This is a genomic window from Streptomyces sp. NPDC007929, assembly GCF_042959065.1.
In the GTDB taxonomy this organism is placed as follows: domain Bacteria; phylum Actinomycetota; class Actinomycetes; order Streptomycetales; family Streptomycetaceae; genus Streptomyces.
The window spans coordinates 266,087-286,523 of the sequence record NZ_JBIBKD010000003.1 but is presented as its reverse complement, the minus strand read 5'-3'; the positions used below and the strand labels follow the sequence as shown (position 1 = coordinate 286,523).

Below are 20,437 nucleotides of genomic sequence, written 5' to 3'. Positions count from 1 at the left end.
GGGGCCGGAGGCCTTCATGCTTCTCGCGGTGAAGGCCTCCGGACTCCCGTCAGACCTCTTCGACGCTGCTCGGCTCGCGCCGGGACAGGTCGATGCCAAGCTCCTCCGCAGCGCGGAAGACGTCCTCGTCGGTGTCGCGCATCTCGATGGACATGCCGTCCGAGGACAGCACCTCCACGTTGAGGCACAGGGACTGCATCTCCTTGATGAGCACCTTGAAGGACTCGGGGATGCCGGGCTCGGGGATGTTCTCGCCCTTGACGATGGCCTCGTAGACCTTCACGCGGCCGGTCACGTCGTCGGACTTGATGGTCAGCAGCTCCTGGAGGGCGTACGCGGCGCCGTAAGCCTCCAGCGCCCACACCTCCATCTCACCGAAGCGCTGGCCACCGAACTGGGCCTTACCACCCAGCGGCTGCTGGGTGATCATCGAGTACGGACCGGTCGACCGGGCGTGCAGCTTGTCGTCGACCAGGTGGTGCAGCTTGAGGATGTACATGTAGCCGACCGAGATCGGCTCCGGGAACGGCTCGCCGGAGCGGCCGTCGAACAGCGGCGCCTTACCGGTCGGGAGCACCATGCGCTCGCCGTCGCGGTTCGGGATGGTGTGGTTCAGCAGACCCGCCAGCTCGTCCTCACGCGCACCGTCGAAGACGGGGGTGGCGACGTTGGTGCCCGGGGCGACCTGGTCGGCCTCGATGGCCTGCAGGCGCTGGGCCCAGTCGTCCGCGAGGCCGGAGACGTCCCAGCCGCGGCTGGCGAGCCAGCCGAGGTGGATCTCCAGGACCTGTCCCGGGTTCATTCGGGACGGCACACCGAGCGGGTTGAGGATGATGTCGACCGGGGTGCCGTCCTCCAGGAACGGCATGTCCTCGATCGGCAGGATCTTCGAGATGACGCCCTTGTTGCCGTGACGGCCGGCGAGCTTGTCACCGTCGGTGATCTTGCGCTTCTGCGCGACGTAGACGCGCACCAGCTGGTTCACACCGGGGGGAAGCTCGTCGCCCTCCTCGCGGTCGAAGACGCGGACGCCGATGACCTTGCCGATCTCGCCGTGCGGGACCTTCAGCGAGGTGTCACGGACCTCACGGGCCTTCTCACCGAAGATGGCGCGCAGCAGTCGCTCCTCCGGGGTCAGCTCGGTCTCACCCTTGGGCGTGACCTTGCCGACGAGGATGTCACCGGCGACGACCTCGGCACCGATACGGATGATGCCGCGCTCGTCGAGGTCGGCGAGGACCTCCTCGGAGACGTTCGGGATGTCCCGGGTGATCTCCTCGGGGCCGAGCTTGGTGTCACGGGCGTCGACCTCGTGCTCCTCGATGTGGATCGAGGAGAGGACGTCGTCCTGCACGAGGCGCTGCGACAGGATGATCGCGTCCTCGTAGTTGTGACCCTCCCACGGCATGAACGCCACGAGCAGGTTCTTGCCCAGCGCCATCTCGCCGTTCTGGGTGGCCGGACCGTCGGCCAGGACCTGGCCCTCGATGATCCGGTCGCCCTCGTTGACGATGACCTTCTGGTTGACCGAGGTGCCCTGGTTGGAGCGGGCGAACTTGGCCAGGCGGTACGTGATGTACGTGCCGTCGTCGTTGGCGGTGGTGATGTAGTCCGCGGAGACCTCCTGGACCACACCGGGCTTCTCGGCCTTGACCACGTCGCCGGCGTCGACCGCGGAGCGGTACTCCATGCCGGTGCCGACGAGCGGCGCCTCGGACTTAATCAGCGGCACGGCCTGACGCATCATGTTCGCGCCCATGAGGGCACGGTTGGCGTCGTCGTGCTCGAGGAAGGGGATCATGGCGGTCGCGACCGACACCATCTGGCGCGGCGAGACGTCCATGTAGTCCACGTCTTCACCGGTGACGTAGTCGACCTCGCCGCCCTTACGGCGGACGAGCACCCGGGCCTCGGCGAAGCGGAGGTCGTCCGTCAGCTGCGCGTTGGCCTGCGCGATGACGAAGCGGTCCTCCTCGTCGGCGGTCAGGTAGTCGACCTCGTCGGTGACCTGGCCCTCGAACACCTTGCGGTACGGGGTCTCCACGAAACCGAACGCGTTGACCCGGCCGTAGGAGGCGAGCGAGCCGATCAGACCGATGTTCGGGCCTTCGGGCGTCTCGATCGGGCACATGCGGCCGTAGTGCGAGGGGTGCACGTCACGGACCTCGAAGCCGGCCCGCTCACGGGAGAGACCACCCGGGCCAAGAGCCGACAGACGGCGCTTGTGGGTGAGACCCGACAGCGGGTTGTTCTGGTCCATGAACTGCGACAGCTGGCTGGTGCCGAAGAACTCCTTGATGGAGGCGACGACCGGCCGGATGTTGATCAGGGTCTGCGGCGTGATCGCCTCGACGTCCTGGGTCGTCATCCGCTCGCGGACGACTCGCTCCATACGCGCCAGACCCGTACGGACCTGGTTCTGGATGAGCTCGCCGACGCTGCGCAGGCGGCGGTTGCCGAAGTGGTCGATGTCGTCGGTCTCGACGACGATGTTCGTACCGCTGTCGCCGACCGTCTCGACCTCGCCCGCGTGCAGCTTCACCAGGTACTTGATCGTCGAGATGATGTCCTCGACGGTCAGGATGCCCGCGTCCAGCGGAGCGTCCGCACCCAGCTTCTTGTTGACCTTGTAGCGGCCGACCTTGGCCAGGTCGTAGCGCTTGGGGTTGAAGTAGAGGTTCTCGAGCAGCGTCTGCGCGGCCTCACGCGTGGGGGGCTCGCCCGGACGCAGCTTGCGGTAGATGTCGAGCAGCGCGTCGTCCTGGCCCTGGGTGTGGTCCTTCTCCAGGGTGGCGCGCATGGACTCGTACTCGCCGAACTCCTCGAGGATCTGCTCGGTGGTCCAGCCGAGAGCCTTGAGCAGGACGGTGACGGACTGCTTGCGCTTGCGGTCGATGCGCACACCGACCATGTCGCGCTTGTCGATCTCCATCTCCAGCCAGGCACCCCGGGACGGGATGATCTTGGCGGAGAAGATGTCCTTGTCGGACGTCTTGTCGATGGAGGAGTCGAAGTAGACACCGGGCGAACGGACGAGCTGCGACACCACGACACGCTCGGTGCCGTTGATGACGAAGGTGCCCTTGTTCGTCATGAGCGGGAAGTCGCCCATGAAGACCGTCTGGGACTTGATCTCGCCGGTCTCGTTGTTCGTGAACTCAGCGGTGACGAAGAGCGGGGCCGCGTACGTGAAGTCGCGGTCCTTGCACTCGTCGATGGAGTTCTTCGGCGGCTCGAAGCGGTGGTCGCGGAAGGTCAGCGACATCGACCCGCTGAAGTCCTCGATCGGGGAGATCTCCTCGAAGATCTCCTCGAGCCCGGACTTGGTGGGGACGTCCTGACCGTTCTCGAGAGCCTCCTCGACCCGACTCTGCCAGGCGGTGTTGCCGAGCAGCCAGTCGAAGCTCTCGGTCTGCAGCGCGAGCAGGTTCGGAACCTCGAGAGGCTCCTTGATCTTTGCAAAAGAGATGCGCAGCGGGGCAGTGCTGGCGGCGTTGTTCGTATTCGCGGTCGAGGCGTTGCGCGAGGCGGCCAAGAGGGGGTCCTTCCGAGGGCTCGGACTCACTACGCGCGTACCGGCCCCTCTCCCGTACACAGAGACAAGCTGTGCCAGTCCGGCCGAAAGGCCAGGTCGGACATGTCTTGTCATCGATGCTCGGGCGAGGGCAGACCCCTGGTGACGGGCAGGGGACAGCTAACAGGCAGCGCAAAGGGTCAGTGTAGCCACTTGGCACACTGATGTCCAGTGCGGGTCCTGGAACCCGTGTTCACCCTCGTTGTTCCACTCCTGCGACACGGCGCTGCCCTCAACGCACGTTAGTACTGCCCTCTTCGTCGCCGATCCATGCCTCGGATTCGGATCCTGTGACGACGCGTCCTGAGAATTGCGCGCTGCGTGCGGTTCGTCAAGGCCCCCCTGCCCGATCCGGGGCCGCCCGGAGACACGACGAAGATCACCATACCCCCCGTCACAAAGGGTTCAAGGCAACCGTGGCCCGCCCCCGAGAACGCCGAAGAGCGACCACCCGGATGGATGATCGCTCTTCCGCGCTTACGCGTTACACGTCCGGCGGGACGTGTCGTGGATCCTGACGGATCCGAGGGTCTTACTTGACCTCGACGGAGGCGCCGGCGCCCTTGAGGGACTCGGCGGCCTTCTCGGCGGCGTCCTTGGCGACCTTCTCGAGAACGGGCTTCGGGGCGCCGTCCACGAGGTCCTTGGCCTCCTTCAGACCCAGGGAGGTCAGCTCACGCACGACCTTGATGACCTGGATCTTCTTGTCGCCGGCACCCGTGAGGATGACGTCGAACTCGTCCTGCTCCTCAGCGGCCTCGGCCGGGGCGGCGGGGCCGGCCGGGCCGACGGCGGCGACGGCCGCGGCGGCGGTGACGTCGAACTTCTCCTCGAACGCCTTCACGAACTCGGAGAGCTCGATGAGGGTCATCTCCTCGAACTGCGCGAGCAGGTCTTCCTGGCTGAGCTTCGCCATGATGGCGGTCCTTCCACTAAATCGGCAGGTGCCGGATGTACATGTGAGGCGGGCGTACTACTGGCCCGCGACGGTCGCCGCGTTCAGGCAGCGGCGGCCGGGATGCGAGCCGAGTTACTCGGCACCGCCCTGCTCGTCCTGCTTGGCACGGAGCGCGTCCACGGTGCGGACGAGCTTCGAGGGAAGCGCCTGGAAGAGCTGAGCAGCCTGGGACTGCTTGCCCTTGAAGGCACCCGCCAGCTTGGAGAGCAGAACCTCGCGGGACTCGAGGTCCGCAAGCTTCTTGATCTCATCGGCGGACAACGCCTTGCCGTCAAGGACGCCGCCCTTGATGACGAGGTTGGGGTTGTCCTTGGCGAAGTCACGGAGACCCTTCGCCGCCTCGACCGGGTCACCGGTCACGAAGGCGACGGCCGACGAACCCGCAAAGAGGTCGTCCAGCGTCGTGATCCCGGCCTCGTTGGCCGCAATCTTGGTCAGCGTGTTCTTCGCCACACGGTACTGAGCGTTCTCACCGAGTGAACGACGCAGCTGCTGGAGCTGCGCGACGGTGAGACCGGTGTACGCGGTAACGACGGCAGCGTTGGAGTTGCGGAACTTCTCCCGCATCTCCTCGACGGCATCGACCTTGTCAGGCCTCGCCATGAGCCTCGGCCTCCTTCCGGGTGTGTCGGACCGCGCGGACCCGAAGGAGGACTGGGGAAAACGAAACGCCCCGGCGCAAGCGCACGGGGCGTAGCTCGACCGGTTTCACACACGCACGAGGCGGCGGGCTCCGGGAGCTTCTCCAGTGTCACCTGCGCGGGTCGTCCGCCGTTCAGCGGATCCTTCGGCCACCGCGCCCTCTGCTGAGCACGCGGTAACGACCAGCGGTCTTTGGCTTCTGTAGGAGAGTACGGGAACGGATCGCCGTCAAGCAAATCCGCCCGTACGGCTGATCAGCGCGGGGCGATTCAGCCCTGCCCCAGCTCCTTGAACATCTCGCCGAGGTCCGCGACGTCCTTGGCCGGCGGGGCCGTGACGGTGACCGGCTTGTTGTAGTCGAGGAAGGTGATGGTCATGTCCATCGGGCCCTTGTCGGCCTGGCCCTTCATACGGAACTGCTTGGTGTGGTCCTCGCCGTCGACCCACATGTCCATCGTGAACTTGTCGATGCCGAGCTTCTCGTACTGCTTGATGCTCTTCTCGCGCGTCTTGCGGGTCGCGGCCTTGTCGTCCTTGAGCGAGGCGCGCAGGTCGTCGAGGGTGACCGTGCCCGTGTAGTGGGTGGTCTCGACGCCTTCGACCTTCTCGCTGCCGACCTTCTTCACGTCCTTGGCGCCCGTGAGGAAGGTGGACTCGGCCGCCGGGTTCTGCTCGGCCTGGCTCGTGGACCCCATCCGGTCCATGTCCTTGGCCGCGTCGGTGCCGGACAGGTCGAACTTCAGCCAGCGCTTGCCGTCCATTTCCTTGGCCATCTCGGCTCCCCCACCGAGGTACATGGCCTTGTCGACGAGACGGATCTCGACGGTTTCACCGGTGCCCTGGTCGGGCGCCTTCATCTTCATGCTCATCGCGATCGTCGGCTTCAGGCGCATGGACGCCTCGCCCTCGACGCGGCCCGACTCCGGGACGGTGCCCTTCATGCGGTACTGGAGGGACGTGATGTCCTCCGTGTTCTTCGCCGCCTTGGCGACGGCCGCCGCGGGCGTCATCTCCGGCGACTGCTCGGTACCGCAGCCGACGGCACCGGCGGCGAGGAGCAGGGTGCACAGCCCGGCGGCAGGTATGGATGTCCTCATTGATTCCCCCCAAGGAATGCATGCTTGCTTCACAGCAAGGCAGTGAGCCTATCCCAGCGGGTACACGTGATCCATTGGAATTCGGCGCCGGGGCTCAGGGCGTGCCGGACTGCTTGCGCACCAGGTCCTCGAAGTCGCCGGTGTCGGACGCCGGGGGCCGCTCGGCCCGGACCGGCACGCCGTAGTCGGCGTAGTGCGCGGTCTGGGTCAGCCGGCCGGTGGCCGTCTGGGCCTTCTCGACCTTCTTGACCAGCAGGTTCCGCCGGTCGATCCAGATGTCCACGCTCTGGGTGGTGACACCGGCCTCGGTGAGCTGCTCACGCAGGTCGGTGTCGGTGACGTCGGCCGCCGCCACCGTCCCGGACCAGTGCGTCGCGGACCGGCCTCGGACGGTCTCCTCCCCGACCTTCCTGACGTCGCCGGAGGACAGCAGCAGCTTCACGGACTGGTTGGGTGTGGTGCTGCGCATCTGGTCGCCGAGGTGGGCGCCGGAGTCGCCGGCGAGGGCGTCGAGGTCCTCGTAGGCGTACCGGATCCAGCGTTTGCCGCCGGTCTGCTCGGCGAACTTCTCGCCGAGGCGCGCGTAGTACGCCTCGGGCAGGTAGCGGGCCTCCATCGAGGTGGTGCCGAGCCGGCGCATGGCGTCGGCGACGCTGCCGCCGGTGTACCTGATGGTGAGGGTGCCGGTGACGCCGTCGCTCCAGCGGAGGGTGCCGTCGGCGGTCATCGACATCAGCGAGCCCATGGTGGTCGTGGACTCGACCCGGGCGGACTCGGCGTGCTCGGTGGCGCGCTCGGCGGAGCGCAGGGCGGCGAGGGTGCGCCCGTGCGGGGCGCGGTCGTCCTGGCCGGGGCCGTCGGAGGAGTCCTCGGACGAGCAGGCGGTCACCCCCGTCAGCGCGGTCGCCACCGCGAGCACCAGGCCCACACGGCGCACGGTCCAGCCCTGCATACGTCCCCCCGTTCACATCCGGTTCCCGCACGTTAACCCAGGCCACCGGCGTACGTACCGGAAAAGGGGAACGGGCCCCGCACCTGTAAGAGGTGCGGGGCCCGTGACCGGTTGGGTGAGCCGTCAGGCTCAGACCGCAGCCGGGTCCTCCTCGACGAGGAGGTTGCGGGTGCGGTTGGAGTCGACCGGAATGCCGGGGCCCATCGTGGTGCTGATGGCGGCCTTCTTGATGTAGCGACCCTTGGCGGCGGACGGCTTCAGACGGAGGATCTCCTCCAGGGCCGCGCCGTAGTTCTCCACCAGCTTGGTGTCGTCGAACGACGTCTTGCCGATGATGAAGTGCAGGTTCGCGTGCTTGTCGACACGGAACTCGATCTTGCCGCCCTTGATCTCGGTGACGGCCTTGGTGACGTCGGGGGTGACGGTACCGGTCTTCGGGTTCGGCATCAGACCACGCGGACCGAGCACGCGGCCGAGGCGGCCGACCTTGCCCATGAGGTCCGGGGTGGCGACGACGGCGTCGAAGTCCAGACGGCCCTTCGACACCTCGTCGATCAGCTCGTCGGCGCCGACGATGTCGGCGCCCGCGGCACGCGCGGCCTCGGCACGGTCACCGGTCGCGAAGACCAGGACCCGGGCGGTCTTGCCGGTGCCGTGCGGAAGGTTCACGGTGCCACGGACCATCTGGTCGGCCTTGCGCGGGTCGACACCCAGGCGGAAGGCGACCTCGACGGTGCCGTCGAACTTGGTCGTGGAGGTCTCCTTGGCGAGACGGACGGCCTCGAGCGGGGCGTACAGCTTCTCCCGGTCGACCTTGGCGTCCGCAGCGCGAAGGGACTTGCTGCGCTTGCTCACTACTGCTCCTGTGGATTCTTAGGAGTCGTGGTCCGGGCCGAGCAGGCCCCGCCACTACTGCTGGTGGTGGTTGGGGCTCAGCCCTCGACCGTGACGCCCATGGAGCGGGCGGTGCCGGCGATGATCTTCTCGGCGGCGTCCAGGTCGTTGGCGTTGAGGTCGGGCATCTTGGTCGTGGCGATCTCGCGGACCTGGTCACGCGTGATCTTCGCGACCTTGGTCTTGTGCGGCTCGCCGGAGCCCTTCTCGATGCCCGCGGCCTTCAGGATCATCTTCGCGGCCGGCGGCGTCTTGGTGATGAAGGTGAAGGAACGGTCCTCGTAGACCGTGATCTCCACCGGGATCACCCAGCCACGCTGCGACTCGGTCGCGGCGTTGTAGGCCTTGCAGAACTCCATGATGTTCACGCCGTGCTGACCCAGCGCGGGGCCGACCGGCGGGGCCGGGTTGGCGGCACCGGCCTGGATCTGGAGCTTGATGAGCCCCGTGACCTTCTTCTTCTTGGGAGGCATAGCTCTCCGGGTCCTTTCGATTCGGGTCCTGCCCGTGTACGGGGACCACCCGGACGCAGGCATACCGCACAACGATAACGGGTATAGATGCGCGGCCAAAAACCGAGCAGGTCAGGCGGACGCCGATGCGATCGCCTGACCTGCGCGGAAGCGATGGGTCCAGAAAGCTAGTTCTTCTGGATCTGGTCGAAGGAGAGCTCGACCGGCGTCTCGCGGCCGAAGATCTCGACGAGGCCCTTGACCTTCTTCGAGTCCGGGTTGATCTCGTTGATGGTCGCCTGCAGCGTGGCGAACGGGCCGTCGGTGACGGTGACCGAGTCGCCGACCTCGAAGTCCAGCACCTGGACCTCGACCTTGCGCTGCGGAGCCGGTTTGCCCTCGGCCTCGGCGGCCTCGCGGGCGGCCTTCTCCTCGGCCTCCGGGGCGAGCATCTTGACGATCTCGTCCAGGGTCAGCGGGTACGGGTCGTAGGCGTTGCCCACGAAGCCGGTGACGCCGGGGGTGTTGCGGACGACGCCCCAGGACTCGTTCGTCAGGTCCATACGGACCAGGACGTAGCCCGGGAGCTTGTTCTGCTTGATCGTCTTGCGGTCGCCGTTCTTGATCTGGACGACCTCTTCCTGCGGCACCTCGGCCTGGAAGATGTAGTCCTCGACGTTCAGCGAGACGGCACGCTGCTCGAGGTTGGTCTTCACGCGGTTCTCGTAGCCGGCGTAGGTGTGGATGACGTACCACTCGCCGGGCAGGACCCGCAGTTCCTCGCGGAGCTTCTCGATCGGGTCGCGGTCGTCCTCGGGCTCTTCCTCGAGTTCTTCCGCGGCCTCTTCGGCGTCCTCGGACTCCGCCTCGGCGGCGTCGTCCGCGACGGCGTCGGCAGCCTCGACCTCGGCGGAGGCCTCGGTGTCCTCGCTGTCCGCGCCCTCGACGACGTCGAGCTCGTCCTCGACGGACTCGACAGGCTCGATGGCGTCGTTCACGTTCGGGTCAGACACGGTGGCTGCTTCTTCCTGGATACATAGGGGTGGAACATGCGAAAGGAGCGCCGGGTACCTCGGCGCTCTTCGCGGACTGCTCAGCCGAACACGTACTTGGCGGCGTTGCTGAGCCCATAGTCAATCACGGTGACCAGGCCGATCATGATGACGACGAAGATGATCACCACGGTCGTGTAGGTCGTCAGCTGGTTGCGCGTCGGCCAGACGACCTTACGCAGTTCCGCGACGATCTGACGGTAGAAGAGGGCGAGCCGCTTCAGCGGGCCCTTCTTTCCGCGCTTGCCGCCCTTGCGAGTCTTCTTGGACTCCGGCGCCTCGTCCTGGGCATCAGGCATGTCGATGGAGCCCACGGCGTCCGTCACTCGTCCTCACCTGATTCCGGGTCGTGGCCGTGCCGCGCCCGGTCTGAGCCGCACGGCGGTGCATTGCTGTACGTACATGCGCACACATCCTGGCGAAGGTGTGTGTAGCAGGGCCGGAGGGACTTGAACCCCCAACCGCTGGTTTTGGAGACCAGTGCTCTACCAATTGAGCTACGACCCTTTGTGTGTCCCCCAACGTACCGCATCCATCCGAATGCTTGGTGTGCACCGAACGGGCGCGGCCTGCGAGAGGCCAACGAGGTGAGAGTGTACGTGCTCGGCGGCCGGTCGTCGAACAGAAAGGGCCCGTGGCAGGGCTCGTTGGCGCAAGATCGCCTCTACGGCCGGGGGCGGACCCACGCGGACACGCCGAAGATCGCCCAGGCCGCGCGGGTGATCCGCACTGTTGTTCAAGGGTTTGCCCGACGTTGTTCAGTCTGTGAAACCCCCGTGCCGCGCGCGTTTCCGGTCTGAAACGATGGGCCCCATGAGCGCTGCAACCCCTCCCACCGAGCGCCGGGTCTCCGCCCGAGTCGGCGCGATCTCCGAGTCCGCCACCCTCGCCGTGGACGCCAAGGCCAAGGCCCTCAAGGCCGCAGGGCGGCCGGTGATCGGCTTCGGCGCCGGTGAGCCCGACTTCCCCACTCCGGACTACATCGTCGAGGCCGCGATCGAGGCCTGCAAGAACCCGAAGTTCCACCGCTACACGCCGGCCGGCGGGCTGCCCGAGCTGAAGGCCGCCATCGCCGCGAAGACGCTGCGGGACTCCGGCTACGAGCCCGACGTGTCGCAGATCCTGGTCACCAACGGTGGCAAGCAGGCGATCTACGAGGCCTTCGCCGCGATCCTCGACCCCGGCGACGAGGTCATCGTGCCCGCGCCGTACTGGACGACGTACCCGGAGTCGATCCGGCTGGCCGGGGGTGTCCCGGTGGAGGTCGTGGCCGACGAGACGACCGGCTACCGGGTCTCCGTCGAGCAGCTGGAGGCGGCGCGCACGGAGAAGACCAAGGTCGTCCTCTTCGTCTCCCCGTCCAACCCGACCGGCGCGGTCTACAGCGAGCAGGAGACCGAGGCCATCGGCCGCTGGGCCGTCGAGCACGGCCTGTGGGTGATGACCGACGAGATCTACGAGCACCTCGTCTACGGCGGCGCCTCCGCCGTGTCGCTGCCGGCGGTGCTGCCGGAGCTGCGCGACAAGTGCGTCGTGGTCAACGGTGTCGCGAAGACGTACGCCATGACCGGCTGGCGGGTCGGGTGGATCATCGGCCCGAAGGACGTCGTCAAGGCCGCGACCAACCTGCAGTCGCACGCCACGTCGAACGTGTCCAACGTCGCCCAGGCGGCCGCGCTGGCCGCCGTCTCCGGTTCGCTGGACGCCGTCGCGAAGATGCGTGAGGCGTTCGACCGGCGGCGCAAGACCATCGTGCGGATGCTGAACGAGATCGACGGTGTGGTGTGCCCGGAGCCGGAGGGCGCGTTCTACGCCTACCCGTCGGTGAAGGCGCTGGTCGGCAAGGAGATCCGGGGGCGCCGGCCCAAGGACACGGTGGAGCTCGCCGCGCTGATCCTTGAGGAGTCCGAGGTCGCGGTGGTGCCGGGCGAGGCGTTCGGTACGCCCGGGTACCTGCGGCTGTCGTACGCGCTGGGTGACGAGGATCTGGTCGAGGGTGTGAGCCGGATTCAGAAGCTGCTGGCGGAGGCCAGGGACTGAACCAGCCGACTCACGTGAGTAGGTTGAGCGGGCCGTTCCCCTGGTGGGGAACGGCCCGCTCTGTCGTGTGCTCGTGCGAGCAAGACCACGTTCGGGGAAAACGCTGTCGGGAGTGCTGAGGCATGCGGCAGGATCCTGGAATGGAGCGTGAACGTGATGTCTCTGAGCTGCCGAAAGCCCATCTGCACCTGCACTTCACCGGGTCGATGCGGCCCTCGACCGTGCTGGAACTGGCCGACAAGCACGGGGTGCGGCTGCCCGACGCCCTGACCGAGGCCCTGGTCGGCGGGGAGCCGCCGAGACTGCGGGCGACGGACGAGCGGGGCTGGTTCCGCTTCCAGCGGCTGTACGACGCGGCGCGCTCGTGCCTGCGGGAGCCGGAGGACATCCAGCGGCTGGTGCGGGAGGCCGCGGAGGAGGACCTCCGGGACGGGTCGGGGTGGCTGGAGATCCAGGTCGACCCGACGTCGTACGCACCGCGGCTGGGTGGGCTGATTCCGGCGCTGGAGGTCATCCTCGACGCGGTGGAGACGACGTCGCGGGAGACCGGGCTCGGGATGCGGGTGCTGGTCGCGGCGAACCGGATGAAGCACCCGTTGGACGCGCGGACGCTGGCGCGGCTGGCGGCTCGGTACGCGGAGCGGGGGGTGGTCGGGTTCGGGCTGTCGAACGACGAGCGTCGGGGGATGGCGCGGGACTTCGACCGGGCGTTCGGGATCGCGCGTGAGGCCGGGTTGCTGTCGGCGCCGCACGGGGGTGAGCTGGCGGGGCCGTCGTCGGTGCGGGACTGCCTGGACGACCTGGGGGCGAACCGGGTGGGGCACGGGGTGCGGGCGGCGGAGGATCCGCGGCTGATGAAGCGGTTGGCTGACCGGCAGGTGACGTGCGAGGTGTGTCCGGCGTCGAACGTGGCGCTGGGGGTGTACGAGAAGCCGGAGGACGTGCCGTTGCGGACGTTGTTCGAGGCGGGGGTGCCGTTGGCGCTGGGCGCGGACGATCCGTTGCTGTTCGGGTCGCGGCTTGCCGCGCAGTACGAGATCGCGCGGCGGCATCACGGGTTCACGGACGCGGAGTTGGCGGAGGTGGCCCGGCAGTCTGTGCGGGGGTCGGCGGCGCCGGAGGGTGTGAAGACGAAACTGCTGGCGGGGGTGGACGACTGGCTGGCGTCGTAGGGGGCGGGCGGGCTTCGCCTATGCCTGGGGGGCGTGGCTCGCCTGGCTGGCGTCGTAGGGGGCGGGCGGGCTCCGCCTATGCCTGGGGGGTGGGTCGCCTGGCTGGTGTCGTAGGGGGCGGGCGGGCATCGCGTATGCCTGGGGTGTGGCTCGCCTGGCTGGCGTCGTAGGGGGCGGGCGTCGCCTACGCATGGGTGGTGGGTCGGGGCCGCGCCGGGGGGTGTCCGTCCTCGGAACGGCGCGATGGGGTTGCGTACCGACTCACTACCCGTTGACGCGCCAACCGCTGCGGGCGGACACCCCCCGACACGACCCCTTACGTCCGACGGCGGCTGCGGGAGCACTTAGCTGCGGGCATGCGTGCCGCTCGGGGCGGCACGGGTGGGCGCAGCGGCACCCCGCTCCGCCGGGCTGCGAAACCCCCCGGGCTCAGCAGCAACGCCGGGTACCTCGATCGCCGGGCTGCGGACCCAGCCGCAGGGTCGGGTGGCTACAGGCTGACTCCGACTGTCACCGGCTCGTTGACCAGCGTGATTCCGAAGGCCTCGTGGACTCCGGCCACGACCTCGCGGGCCAGGGCGAGAAGATCCTCGGTGGTCGCACTCCCCCGGTTCGTGAGCGCCAGCGTGTGCTTCGTCGAGATGCGGGCCGGCCCGTCGCCGTACCCCTTGGTGAAGCCGGACTTGTCGATCAGCCAGGCCGCGGAGGTCTTGGTGTGGCCCTCACCGGCCGGGTAGGCCGGGGGTTCCACCCCGTCACCGAGTCGTTGGCGCACGCGCGCGCGGAACGTCTCGAAGTCCGCGTCCTTGAGGATCGGGTTGGTGAAGAAGGACCCCGCCGACCAGGTGTCATGGTCCTCGGGGTCGAGGACCATGCCCTTGCCGGAGCGCAGCTTGAGCACCGTCTCGCGGGCCGTGGCGAGGGGGACGCGATCGCCCGCCTCCACACCGAGGGCGCGGGCCGTCTCGGCGTAGCGGAGGGGCGCGGAGAGGCCCTCGGCGTCCTCCAGGGAGAAGCGGACGCGCAGGACCACGTACCGCTCGGGGTCGGACTTGAAGCGGCTGTGACGGTAGGAGAAGGCGCAGTCCTCGTTGGCCAGGGTGACCGTCTCACCGGTGCGGCGGTCGTAGGCGACGACCTCGGTGATCGTCGAGGAGACCTCCTGGCCGTACGCCCCGACGTTCTGGATGGGGGTCGCGCCCGCCGAGCCGGGGATGCCGGCCAGGCACTCGATGCCGGCCAGGCCCGCCTCGACCGTGCGGGCGACGGCGTCGGTCCAGACCTCGCCGGCCGCGAGCTCCAGGTTCGTGCCGTCCAGGGAGTAGCCCTTGGTGGCCAGGACGAGGGCGGTGCCCTCGAAGCCCTTGTCGCCGATGACCAGGTTCGAGCCGCCGCCGATGAGCAGCAGCGGGGTGCCCGTCTCGTCGGCTTCGCGGACGGCGGCGATCACCTCGTCGTCCGTCGTCGCGGTGATCAGCCGGGTGGCGGGCCCGCCGAGCCGGAAGGTCGTCAGAGGGGCGAGGGGGGCGTCGTGGAGTTCCTGCACGGGCTCAAGAGTACGAGACGGCACCGACAGGGCCGGGCACGCGTGTGTGCGGCCCCGTTCCGTGAGGGGAAGCGGGGCCGCACGCGCGCGTGGAGGCTGTCAGGGCAGTCGGCGCAGTGCCTCGGACCAGGAGATCGGGAGGTCCTCGCTGCTCGCCTGCCAGGTGGTGAACGACGAGTCCCTCATCTGCGGGGCGAGGCCGCGGGAGGAGGGGCCGTGGGTGCCCGCGCGGGCGAAGGCGTGGAGCGCGTCCTTGGACTCCCAGGCCGAGAGGGTCCAGAAGGTCCGTTGCAACGGCTTCGCCCTCAGGGTCGCTCCGTAGGCGCCGGGGCTGCTGCGGACCTGCCGCCAGACGGCGGGCGTCCCGGCGAGGAACTTCAGGGCTCCCCACAGCGTGCGGGTCTCGAAGCGGGAGGCGAAGACGTACACCTCGGTGTCGCGGGGCGGGGTGTTCGGGACGGTCCAGGGAAGGGTCGGCATGCCGCTTCTCCTTAAGTTCGGCTCCTGTGGGGTCAGTGGGCGGCCGTCTCCAGCACCCGTGCCGGTTCGGCCGGGCCCCCCTGTCGTTCCGTGCGCCGCCGGGTCGGTATCAGCAGGGCGGCGATGCCGGCGAGGGCGACCACCGCGGCGCCCGTCACCAGGGCGGGCCGCATGCCGTCGACGAAGGTCTGGCCGGTCTCGTAACCGCCCTGGGCGGCGAAGATCGACGCCATGATCGCGATGCCGAGCGCCCCGCCCACCTCGCGCAGGGCGTTGTTGGCCCCGGAGGCGATGCCCTGCTCCGAGGGCCGCACGCTGGACATGACCAGGTGTGAGGCGGGGGCGAAGTAGAGCGCCATGCCGATGCCGCTGACGATCAGGGCGGGCAGCTGCGAGCCGTAGGAGGCGTCGGCCGTCGCCACCACGGCCATGTAGCCGAGGCCCAGGGCTTGCAGGAAGAGGCCCGTGGCGACGACCGGGCGGCCGCCGATGCGGTCGGCCAGGATGCCGGCGATGGGGGCGACCAGCATCGGCATGCCGGTCCAGGGCAGCATCCTGAGGCCGGCCTCGGTGGGCGAGTAGCCGAGGACGCCCTGCATGTACTGGCTGAGCAGGAAGATCGAGCCGAACATGCCGAGGAACATCAGCAGGCTCGCCGCGTTGATGCCGGCGAAGGCACGGGAGCGGAACAGCCGCATCGGGAGCATGGGGTTCTTGGCGCGGGTGCTGTAGAGGATGAAGCCGAGGAGCAGAGCGGAGCCCGTGAGCAGGCCCGTCAGGACGAGGGAGCCGGTCCAGCCGTCGACGGGGCCGCGGACCAGGCCGTAGACGATGCCGAAGAGGCCGCCGCTGGCGAGCAGGGTGCCGGGGATGTCGAGCGGGGCCCCGGTGCCGTGGGACTCGGCGAGGCGCAGCCGGGCGAGCGGCAGCAGGGCCAGGCCGAGCGGGACGTTCAGCCAGAAGATCCACTGCCAGGAGATGTGTTCGGTGAGGGTGCCGCCGACGAGCGGCCCGGAGGCGACGGCGAGTCCGTTGACGGCGCCCCAGATGCCGTACGCCATGCCGCGCTTGGCGACGGGCACGGCGGCGGTCAGCAGGGTGAGCGTCAGCGGCATCATCACGGCCGCGCCGACGCCCTGGACCGCGCGGGCGGCGATGAGGGAGTCGATGCCGGGGGCCATGGCCGCGGCGGCGGAGGCGCCGGTGAAGACGGTGAGTCCGGCGATGAACAGCCGGCGGCGGCCGAAGCGGTCGCCGAGGGCCGCGCCGAACATCAGCAGGACGGCGAAGGTGAGCGTGTAGGCGCTCACGGTCCATTCCAGGTCGTGCAACCCGCCGCCGAGGTCCTCGCGGATGGAGGGAAGGGCGGTGGTGACGACGAGGTTGTCGAGGGCCGCCATGAATCCGGCGACGCTGGTGATGACGAGGGCCCAGGCGGCTCCCCCGCGACGTGCGGTCTGCTGTGAAACCTGTTGTGACATCGCTCCCCCATGGAGTGTGTGCCGTAATCGATTAGTTATTGATTACTAACTTTCGAGGTCATGAAAAGGGGCCTTGCCTTCTCGTCCTGACGTATCAGCCGTCGGACTCCGACGGGCGCAGTCCCGCCCAGACCCGGTGATCGGCCGGGAAGCCCATGGCCACCAGACAGTTGATGAGCATGCCCTGGGCGAGGAACGACGTCGTCTCGTGGGCGTCAGCGCCGAGCGGCACATGGATCGTGTCCCACAGGCGCATCCAGCCCGCGCGCACGGCCTCGCCGAACTCGCGGTCCCCCTCCTCCTCCGCGGCCGACACGGCGAGGTACATCTGCATCTGCATCATCAGCCGCTCGGGCTGCTCGGAGATGGTCTCGACGTACGCACCGCCCATGGCGAGGCGGGCCTCTTCGCCCTCCAGCCCCTCGGCCGCGTCCGCGAACATCCGGATCGTATCCTCGACGCACCGCTCGGCGGCCGCCAGGAAGATCGCCTTCTTGCCCGGGAAGAGCCGGAAGAGATACGGCTGCGAGACGCCGACCCGGCGGGCGATCGCCTCGGTCGAGGTGCCGTGGTAGCCACCGCGAGCGAACTCGGTCGTCGCCGCCCGGATGACGCTCTCGCGCCGCTCTTCCGCACTCATCCTTGCCATGCGTTCAAAGTTAGTGCTCAATCACTAACCATGTCAAGCGAACAGTTCCATGCGTCCGTGGCCCCCCATATGCGTCCGTGGCCCCCCCATATGCGTACGCGGCGCCTCCATATGCATAAGGGACGACCCCATATGCGCAAGGGACGCCCCGGCATGCGTAAGGGACGCCCCGCAGTGGAGGGCGCCCCTTACATCGCGTCGCAGCCGTGTCAGGCCAGTCGTACGACCGCCCTGGACATGCCCAGCACCTTCTGACCGGCGCAGGTCGCGGTCAGGTCCACGCGGACGGTGTTGTCGTCGAGCTTGGCGGCGACCTTGCCGGCCACCTCGATCACGGCGCCCTGGTCGTCGTTCGGGACGACGACGGGCTTGGTGAAGCGGACGCCGTACTCGACGACCGTGCCCGGGTCGCCGGTCCAGTCGGTGACGACGCGGATCGCTTCGGCCATGGTGAACATGCCGTGCGCGATGACGTCGGGCAGGCCGACCTCCTTGGCGAACCTCTCGTTCCAGTGGATCGGGTTGAAGTCGCCGGAGGCGCCCGCGTACCGGACGAGGGTCTCGCGGGTCACGGGGAAGGTCTGCGCGGGCAGTTCGGTGCCGACCTCGACGTCGGCGTAGGAGATCTTCGCGGTCATGGGGTCGCTCACGCCTCCTCGGCCGCGCGGGCCACGAGCTTGGTCCAGGCGGTCACGACGTGCTCGCCGGCCTCGTCGTGGACCTCGCCGCGGATGTCCACGATGTCGTTGCCCGCGAGGGACTTGATCGCCTCGATGGTCGAGGTGACCGTGAGCCGGTCGCCGGCGCGGACCGGGCGGCGGTAGGCGAACTTCTGGTCGCCGTGCACCACGCGGCTGTAGTCCAGGCCGAGCTGCGGGTCCTGGACGACCTCGCCTGCGGCCTTGAAGGTGATCGCGAAAACGAAGGTCGGCGGGGCGATGACATCGGGGTGACCGAGTGCCTTGGCGGCCTCCGCGTCCGTGTACGCCGGGTTGGCGTCGCCGACGGCCTCGGCGAACTCACGGATCTTCTCCCGGCCCACCTCGTACGGCGCGGTGGGCGGGTACGTCCGCCCCACGAAGGACTGGTCGAGCGCCATGGCTCGGTACCTCCTGGTAGCTCTACTGACCGGTACGGGTCCCGCAACGACGCGAGGCCGCCCCCGATCTCTCGGGAACGGCCTCGTGTACGAGCCTGATTTATCGCGTTTCGCGGTGCGCGGTGTGCGCGTTGCAACGCGGGCAGTGCTTCTTCATCTCAAGGCGATCCGGGTTGTTACGCCGGTTCTTCTTGGTGATGTAGTTCCGCTCCTTGCACTCCACGCAGGCCAGCGTGATCTTCGGGCGGACGTCGGTGGCAGCCACGTGAGTGCTCCTAAGACGAACGGATGGACTTATTCAACGCAAGAAAGAGTAGCCGATCGAAGGACCGACCCCGCAATCGGCTACTGTCAGTAGCGGTGACCGGACTTGAACCGGTGACACAGCGATTATGAGCCGCTTGCTCTACCGACTGAGCTACACCGCTTTGATGTGGTCCGGACCCCGTCTTGCGACGGGAGCCAGTCACACCAGAGCCCCAAAACGGAATCGAACCGTTGACCTTCTCCTTACCATGGAGACGCTCTGCCGACTGAGCTATTGGGGCGAGCGATGAAGACATTACACGCTCCGCCGCCGTTCGCCCAAATCCGTTTCGAGGCACCCAGCCCGGGCGCCCGGACCGTCCTCCCGGCGCCCCCAGGGGGCCCTGCGGGATGTCTCCCGCCCAGCGGGCGGACCACGCCGAACCACACCGGACCACGCCTGACCACCCCGGACCACGCCGGTACGACTATTGCGCTCCTCCCGGCCACGGGCCGGAGGCCGTCCTAGGCTCGTCTCACTCTGCGTGATCACGCGCCCTCCCGCGCGCAGCCCGAGCCCCTGGAGTGCGATGCCCGACAGCCGGCCGCAGCCGCCACCGCCCCCGTCGTCCTCGCCCGGCCCCGCCGACCCGTCCTCGCTGCTGCTGTGCGGCGCGCGGCTCACCGACGGCCGGACCGTGGACGTACGGCTGGGCGGCGGGCGTATCGAGGCGGTCGGCACGGCCGGCAGCCTGGGAGCGGGCGGCACGCGCGCGTGCCGGGCACGGGTGGACCTCGGCGGCTACCTGCTGCTGCCGGCCCCCGCCGAGCCGCACGCCCATGCCGACACGGCCCTGTCGGCCGACTCCGAAGGCCCCGCCTCCCACGAACCGCAGGACGTGCAGCGCCGGGCGACGGAGGCCGCGCTGCTCCAGCTCGGACACGGGGCGACCTCGATGCGGGCGCACGTGCGCGTGGGCGACGTCCAGGGGCTGGGCGCGCTGACGGCCGTACTGCAGGCGCGCCGTGCCCTGCGCGGGCTCGCCGAGCTGACGACGGTGGCGATGCCCCGGGTGCTGACCGGGGTCGCGGGCGCCGACGGACTGGCGATGCTGCGGGACGCGGTGAAGATGGGCGCCTCGGTGGTGGGCGGCCGGCCGGACCTCGACCCTGATCCGACGGGGTACGTGGAAGCGGTCCTGGAGCTGGCCTCCGAGCACGGCTGCCCGGTCGACCTGCACACGGACGCCGGCGATCCGGCCCGGCTGGCCCGGCTGGCGGCGATGGCGGGCGGCCTGCGCCCCGGCGTGACCCTCAGCCCGTGCGGCGACCTCGGCCGGCTGCCCACCGAGGTGGCCTCGCGGACTGCCGATCAACTCGCTGCCGCCGGAGTGGCGGTGGTGTGCCTGCCACAGGGCGGCTGCGGCGGCGCCGACCGGCGGGGAGCGGCTCCGGTACGGCTGCTGCGCGCGGCCGGGGTGCGGGTGGCCGCCGGGAGCGGTGCGCTGCGGGACGTGTCCAACCCGGTGGGGCGTGGCGACCCGCTGGAGGCGGCCTTCCTGCTGGCCTCGCGCTACGGCTTGCCGCCCGAGGAGGCCTACGACGCCGTGAGCACGTCGGCGCGGGAGGTGCTGGGGCTGCCCGAGGTGCGGGTGGAGGCGGGATTCCCGGCCGAGTTGCTCGCGGTGCGCGGGGAGCGGCTCTCGGGGGTGCTGTCACTGGCCTACAGCCGGATCGTTGTACACCGGGGGCGCGTGGTGGCGCGGACCAGCGCGGTGCGGGAGTACTGCAGTTCTGCGGGTTCGGCAGGTTCGGCGGGTTCGGGGGGTTCGGCGCGTTCGTCTGCTTCCGCTACTTCGGGGACCTCGGTGGCTTCGGCGGAGTTGGGGCTGCCGCGGCAGGGGCGGGGGGATGTGCCGTAGAGCGGGGGAGCGGGCGGGGGCGGGGGAGCGTGGGGCGTGGGGTGTGAGTGGGGGCGCATCGGACGTGGGTGGGGCGCGTGGGGCGTGGGTGGGGGCTGAGGGCCGGGGCTGAGGCCGGGGCTGAGGCCGGGGCTGAGGGCCGGGGGATGTGCGGAGGTGTCGGGGTGGTGTGGGTGGTGTG

The 20,437-nt window shown here is 69.0% G+C and carries 19 protein-coding genes and 3 tRNA genes; 3 read left to right on the top strand and 19 right to left on the bottom strand.

What is annotated here, in order from left to right; translation table 11 throughout:
- Positions 1 to 49 precede the first annotated feature (49 nt).
- From rpoB to ACFZDE_RS10875, 10 genes are all read right to left on the bottom strand, one after another.
- The gene (rpoB, locus tag ACFZDE_RS10920) at positions 50 to 3,535 is read right to left on the bottom strand and encodes a DNA-directed RNA polymerase subunit beta (RefSeq protein ID WP_390993078.1); all 3,486 of its coding nucleotides are present in this window, start codon (positions 3,533 to 3,535) and stop codon (positions 50 to 52) included.
- 571 nt (positions 3,536 to 4,106) lie between these two features.
- Positions 4,107 to 4,490: a 50S ribosomal protein L7/L12 gene (rplL, locus tag ACFZDE_RS10915; RefSeq protein WP_391199391.1), complete on the bottom strand. Its 384-nt coding sequence runs from the start codon at positions 4,488 to 4,490 to the stop codon at positions 4,107 to 4,109.
- Positions 4,491 to 4,604: 114 nt separating this feature from the next.
- Positions 4,605 to 5,135, bottom strand: a complete 531-nt coding sequence (rplJ, locus tag ACFZDE_RS10910; protein WP_189591512.1) for a 50S ribosomal protein L10 — start codon at positions 5,133 to 5,135, stop codon at positions 4,605 to 4,607.
- Positions 5,136 to 5,443: 308 nt separating this feature from the next.
- Positions 5,444 to 6,271, bottom strand: a complete 828-nt coding sequence (locus ACFZDE_RS10905; RefSeq protein WP_390993071.1) for a DUF1396 domain-containing protein — start codon at positions 6,269 to 6,271, stop codon at positions 5,444 to 5,446.
- Between the two features lie 94 nt (positions 6,272 to 6,365).
- Entirely contained in the window at positions 6,366 to 7,223 is an 858-nt protein-coding gene (locus ACFZDE_RS10900) for a hypothetical protein (RefSeq protein ID WP_391199388.1), read from the bottom strand.
- A gap of 129 nt (positions 7,224 to 7,352) precedes the next feature.
- Entirely contained in the window at positions 7,353 to 8,078 is a 726-nt protein-coding gene (rplA, locus tag ACFZDE_RS10895; protein WP_031102571.1) for a 50S ribosomal protein L1, read from the bottom strand.
- A 77-nt stretch (positions 8,079 to 8,155) separates the two neighbouring features.
- Positions 8,156 to 8,590 (bottom strand): 50S ribosomal protein L11, encoded by a 435-nt coding sequence (gene rplK / locus ACFZDE_RS10890; RefSeq protein WP_003992325.1) that lies wholly within the window; start codon positions 8,588 to 8,590, stop codon positions 8,156 to 8,158.
- Between the two features lie 167 nt (positions 8,591 to 8,757).
- Positions 8,758 to 9,582, bottom strand: a complete 825-nt coding sequence (gene nusG, locus ACFZDE_RS10885; protein ID WP_390993063.1) for a transcription termination/antitermination protein NusG — start codon at positions 9,580 to 9,582, stop codon at positions 8,758 to 8,760.
- 80 nt (positions 9,583 to 9,662) lie between these two features.
- Entirely contained in the window at positions 9,663 to 9,947 is a 285-nt protein-coding gene (secE, locus tag ACFZDE_RS10880) for a preprotein translocase subunit SecE (protein ID WP_030839741.1), read from the bottom strand.
- A gap of 108 nt (positions 9,948 to 10,055) precedes the next feature.
- A tRNA-Trp gene (locus ACFZDE_RS10875) sits at positions 10,056 to 10,128 on the bottom strand.
- Positions 10,129 to 10,434: 306 nt separating this feature from the next.
- Here ACFZDE_RS10875 and ACFZDE_RS10870 point away from each other — a divergent pair.
- Complete coding sequence (locus ACFZDE_RS10870; protein ID WP_390993059.1) at positions 10,435 to 11,661, top strand: aminotransferase class I/II-fold pyridoxal phosphate-dependent enzyme; 1,227 nt, start codon at positions 10,435 to 10,437, stop codon at positions 11,659 to 11,661.
- Positions 11,662 to 11,801: 140 nt separating this feature from the next.
- Positions 11,802 to 12,833: an adenosine deaminase gene (locus ACFZDE_RS10865; protein ID WP_390993056.1), complete on the top strand. Its 1,032-nt coding sequence runs from the start codon at positions 11,802 to 11,804 to the stop codon at positions 12,831 to 12,833.
- Positions 12,834 to 13,323: 490 nt separating this feature from the next.
- Here ACFZDE_RS10865 and ACFZDE_RS10860 read toward each other — a convergent pair whose 3' ends face one another.
- The 9 genes from ACFZDE_RS10860 to ACFZDE_RS10820 all read right to left on the bottom strand — a co-directional run bounded on the left by ACFZDE_RS10860 (position 13,324) and on the right by ACFZDE_RS10820 (position 18,636).
- The gene (locus ACFZDE_RS10860) at positions 13,324 to 14,379 is read right to left on the bottom strand and encodes a UDP-N-acetylmuramate dehydrogenase (RefSeq protein WP_391199385.1); all 1,056 of its coding nucleotides are present in this window, start codon (positions 14,377 to 14,379) and stop codon (positions 13,324 to 13,326) included.
- Positions 14,380 to 14,478: 99 nt separating this feature from the next.
- Positions 14,479 to 14,859 (bottom strand): DUF3291 domain-containing protein, encoded by a 381-nt coding sequence (locus ACFZDE_RS10855; protein WP_391199383.1) that lies wholly within the window; start codon positions 14,857 to 14,859, stop codon positions 14,479 to 14,481.
- A gap of 32 nt (positions 14,860 to 14,891) precedes the next feature.
- Positions 14,892 to 16,340 (bottom strand): DHA2 family efflux MFS transporter permease subunit, encoded by a 1,449-nt coding sequence (locus ACFZDE_RS10850; protein WP_391199381.1) that lies wholly within the window; start codon positions 16,338 to 16,340, stop codon positions 14,892 to 14,894.
- Positions 16,341 to 16,434: 94 nt separating this feature from the next.
- Positions 16,435 to 16,989 (bottom strand): TetR family transcriptional regulator, encoded by a 555-nt coding sequence (locus ACFZDE_RS10845; protein ID WP_391199378.1) that lies wholly within the window; start codon positions 16,987 to 16,989, stop codon positions 16,435 to 16,437.
- Positions 16,990 to 17,198: 209 nt separating this feature from the next.
- Positions 17,199 to 17,627 carry a MaoC/PaaZ C-terminal domain-containing protein gene (locus ACFZDE_RS10840; protein ID WP_391199898.1) on the bottom strand — a complete coding sequence of 143 codons (429 nt, stop codon included), beginning with the start codon at positions 17,625 to 17,627 and terminating at the stop codon, positions 17,199 to 17,201.
- An 8-nt stretch (positions 17,628 to 17,635) separates the two neighbouring features.
- Positions 17,636 to 18,088: a MaoC family dehydratase N-terminal domain-containing protein gene (locus ACFZDE_RS10835; RefSeq protein ID WP_030839763.1), complete on the bottom strand. Its 453-nt coding sequence runs from the start codon at positions 18,086 to 18,088 to the stop codon at positions 17,636 to 17,638.
- Positions 18,089 to 18,188: 100 nt separating this feature from the next.
- Positions 18,189 to 18,353 carry a 50S ribosomal protein L33 gene (gene rpmG / locus ACFZDE_RS10830; RefSeq protein ID WP_003948671.1) on the bottom strand — a complete coding sequence of 55 codons (165 nt, stop codon included), beginning with the start codon at positions 18,351 to 18,353 and terminating at the stop codon, positions 18,189 to 18,191.
- 90 nt (positions 18,354 to 18,443) lie between these two features.
- Positions 18,444 to 18,516, bottom strand: a tRNA-Met gene (locus ACFZDE_RS10825).
- A gap of 47 nt (positions 18,517 to 18,563) precedes the next feature.
- Positions 18,564 to 18,636 (bottom strand) — tRNA-Thr (locus ACFZDE_RS10820).
- A gap of 288 nt (positions 18,637 to 18,924) precedes the next feature.
- Here ACFZDE_RS10820 and ACFZDE_RS10815 point away from each other — a divergent pair.
- Positions 18,925 to 20,256, top strand: coding sequence for an amidohydrolase family protein (locus tag ACFZDE_RS10815; protein WP_391199376.1), 1,332 nt, complete (start codon positions 18,925 to 18,927; stop codon positions 20,254 to 20,256).
- The last annotated feature ends 181 nt before the right edge of the window (positions 20,257 to 20,437 follow it).

Coding starts and splice junctions, on each gene's coding strand:
- ACFZDE_RS10840 (WP_391199898.1), bottom strand. CDS start 17,627: ATGACCGCGAAGATCTCCTACGCCGACGTCGAGGTCGGCACCGAACTG.
- ACFZDE_RS10865 (WP_390993056.1), top strand. CDS start 11,802: ATGGAGCGTGAACGTGATGTCTCTGAGCTGCCGAAAGCCCATCTGCAC.
- ACFZDE_RS10905 (WP_390993071.1), bottom strand. CDS start 6,271: ATGAGGACATCCATACCTGCCGCCGGGCTGTGCACCCTGCTCCTCGCC.
- ACFZDE_RS10845 (WP_391199378.1), bottom strand. CDS start 16,989: ATGGCAAGGATGAGTGCGGAAGAGCGGCGCGAGAGCGTCATCCGGGCG.
- rplJ (WP_189591512.1), bottom strand. CDS start 5,135: ATGGCGAGGCCTGACAAGGTCGATGCCGTCGAGGAGATGCGGGAGAAG.
- ACFZDE_RS10850 (WP_391199381.1), bottom strand. CDS start 16,340: ATGTCACAACAGGTTTCACAGCAGACCGCACGTCGCGGGGGAGCCGCC.
- rplK (WP_003992325.1), bottom strand. CDS start 8,590: ATGCCTCCCAAGAAGAAGAAGGTCACGGGGCTCATCAAGCTCCAGATC.
- ACFZDE_RS10855 (WP_391199383.1), bottom strand. CDS start 14,859: ATGCCGACCCTTCCCTGGACCGTCCCGAACACCCCGCCCCGCGACACC.
- ACFZDE_RS10870 (WP_390993059.1), top strand. CDS start 10,435: ATGAGCGCTGCAACCCCTCCCACCGAGCGCCGGGTCTCCGCCCGAGTC.
- ACFZDE_RS10900 (WP_391199388.1), bottom strand. CDS start 7,223: ATGCAGGGCTGGACCGTGCGCCGTGTGGGCCTGGTGCTCGCGGTGGCG.
- ACFZDE_RS10835 (WP_030839763.1), bottom strand. CDS start 18,088: ATGGCGCTCGACCAGTCCTTCGTGGGGCGGACGTACCCGCCCACCGCG.
- ACFZDE_RS10815 (WP_391199376.1), top strand. CDS start 18,925: ATGCCCGACAGCCGGCCGCAGCCGCCACCGCCCCCGTCGTCCTCGCCC.
- rplL (WP_391199391.1), bottom strand. CDS start 4,490: ATGGCGAAGCTCAGCCAGGAAGACCTGCTCGCGCAGTTCGAGGAGATG.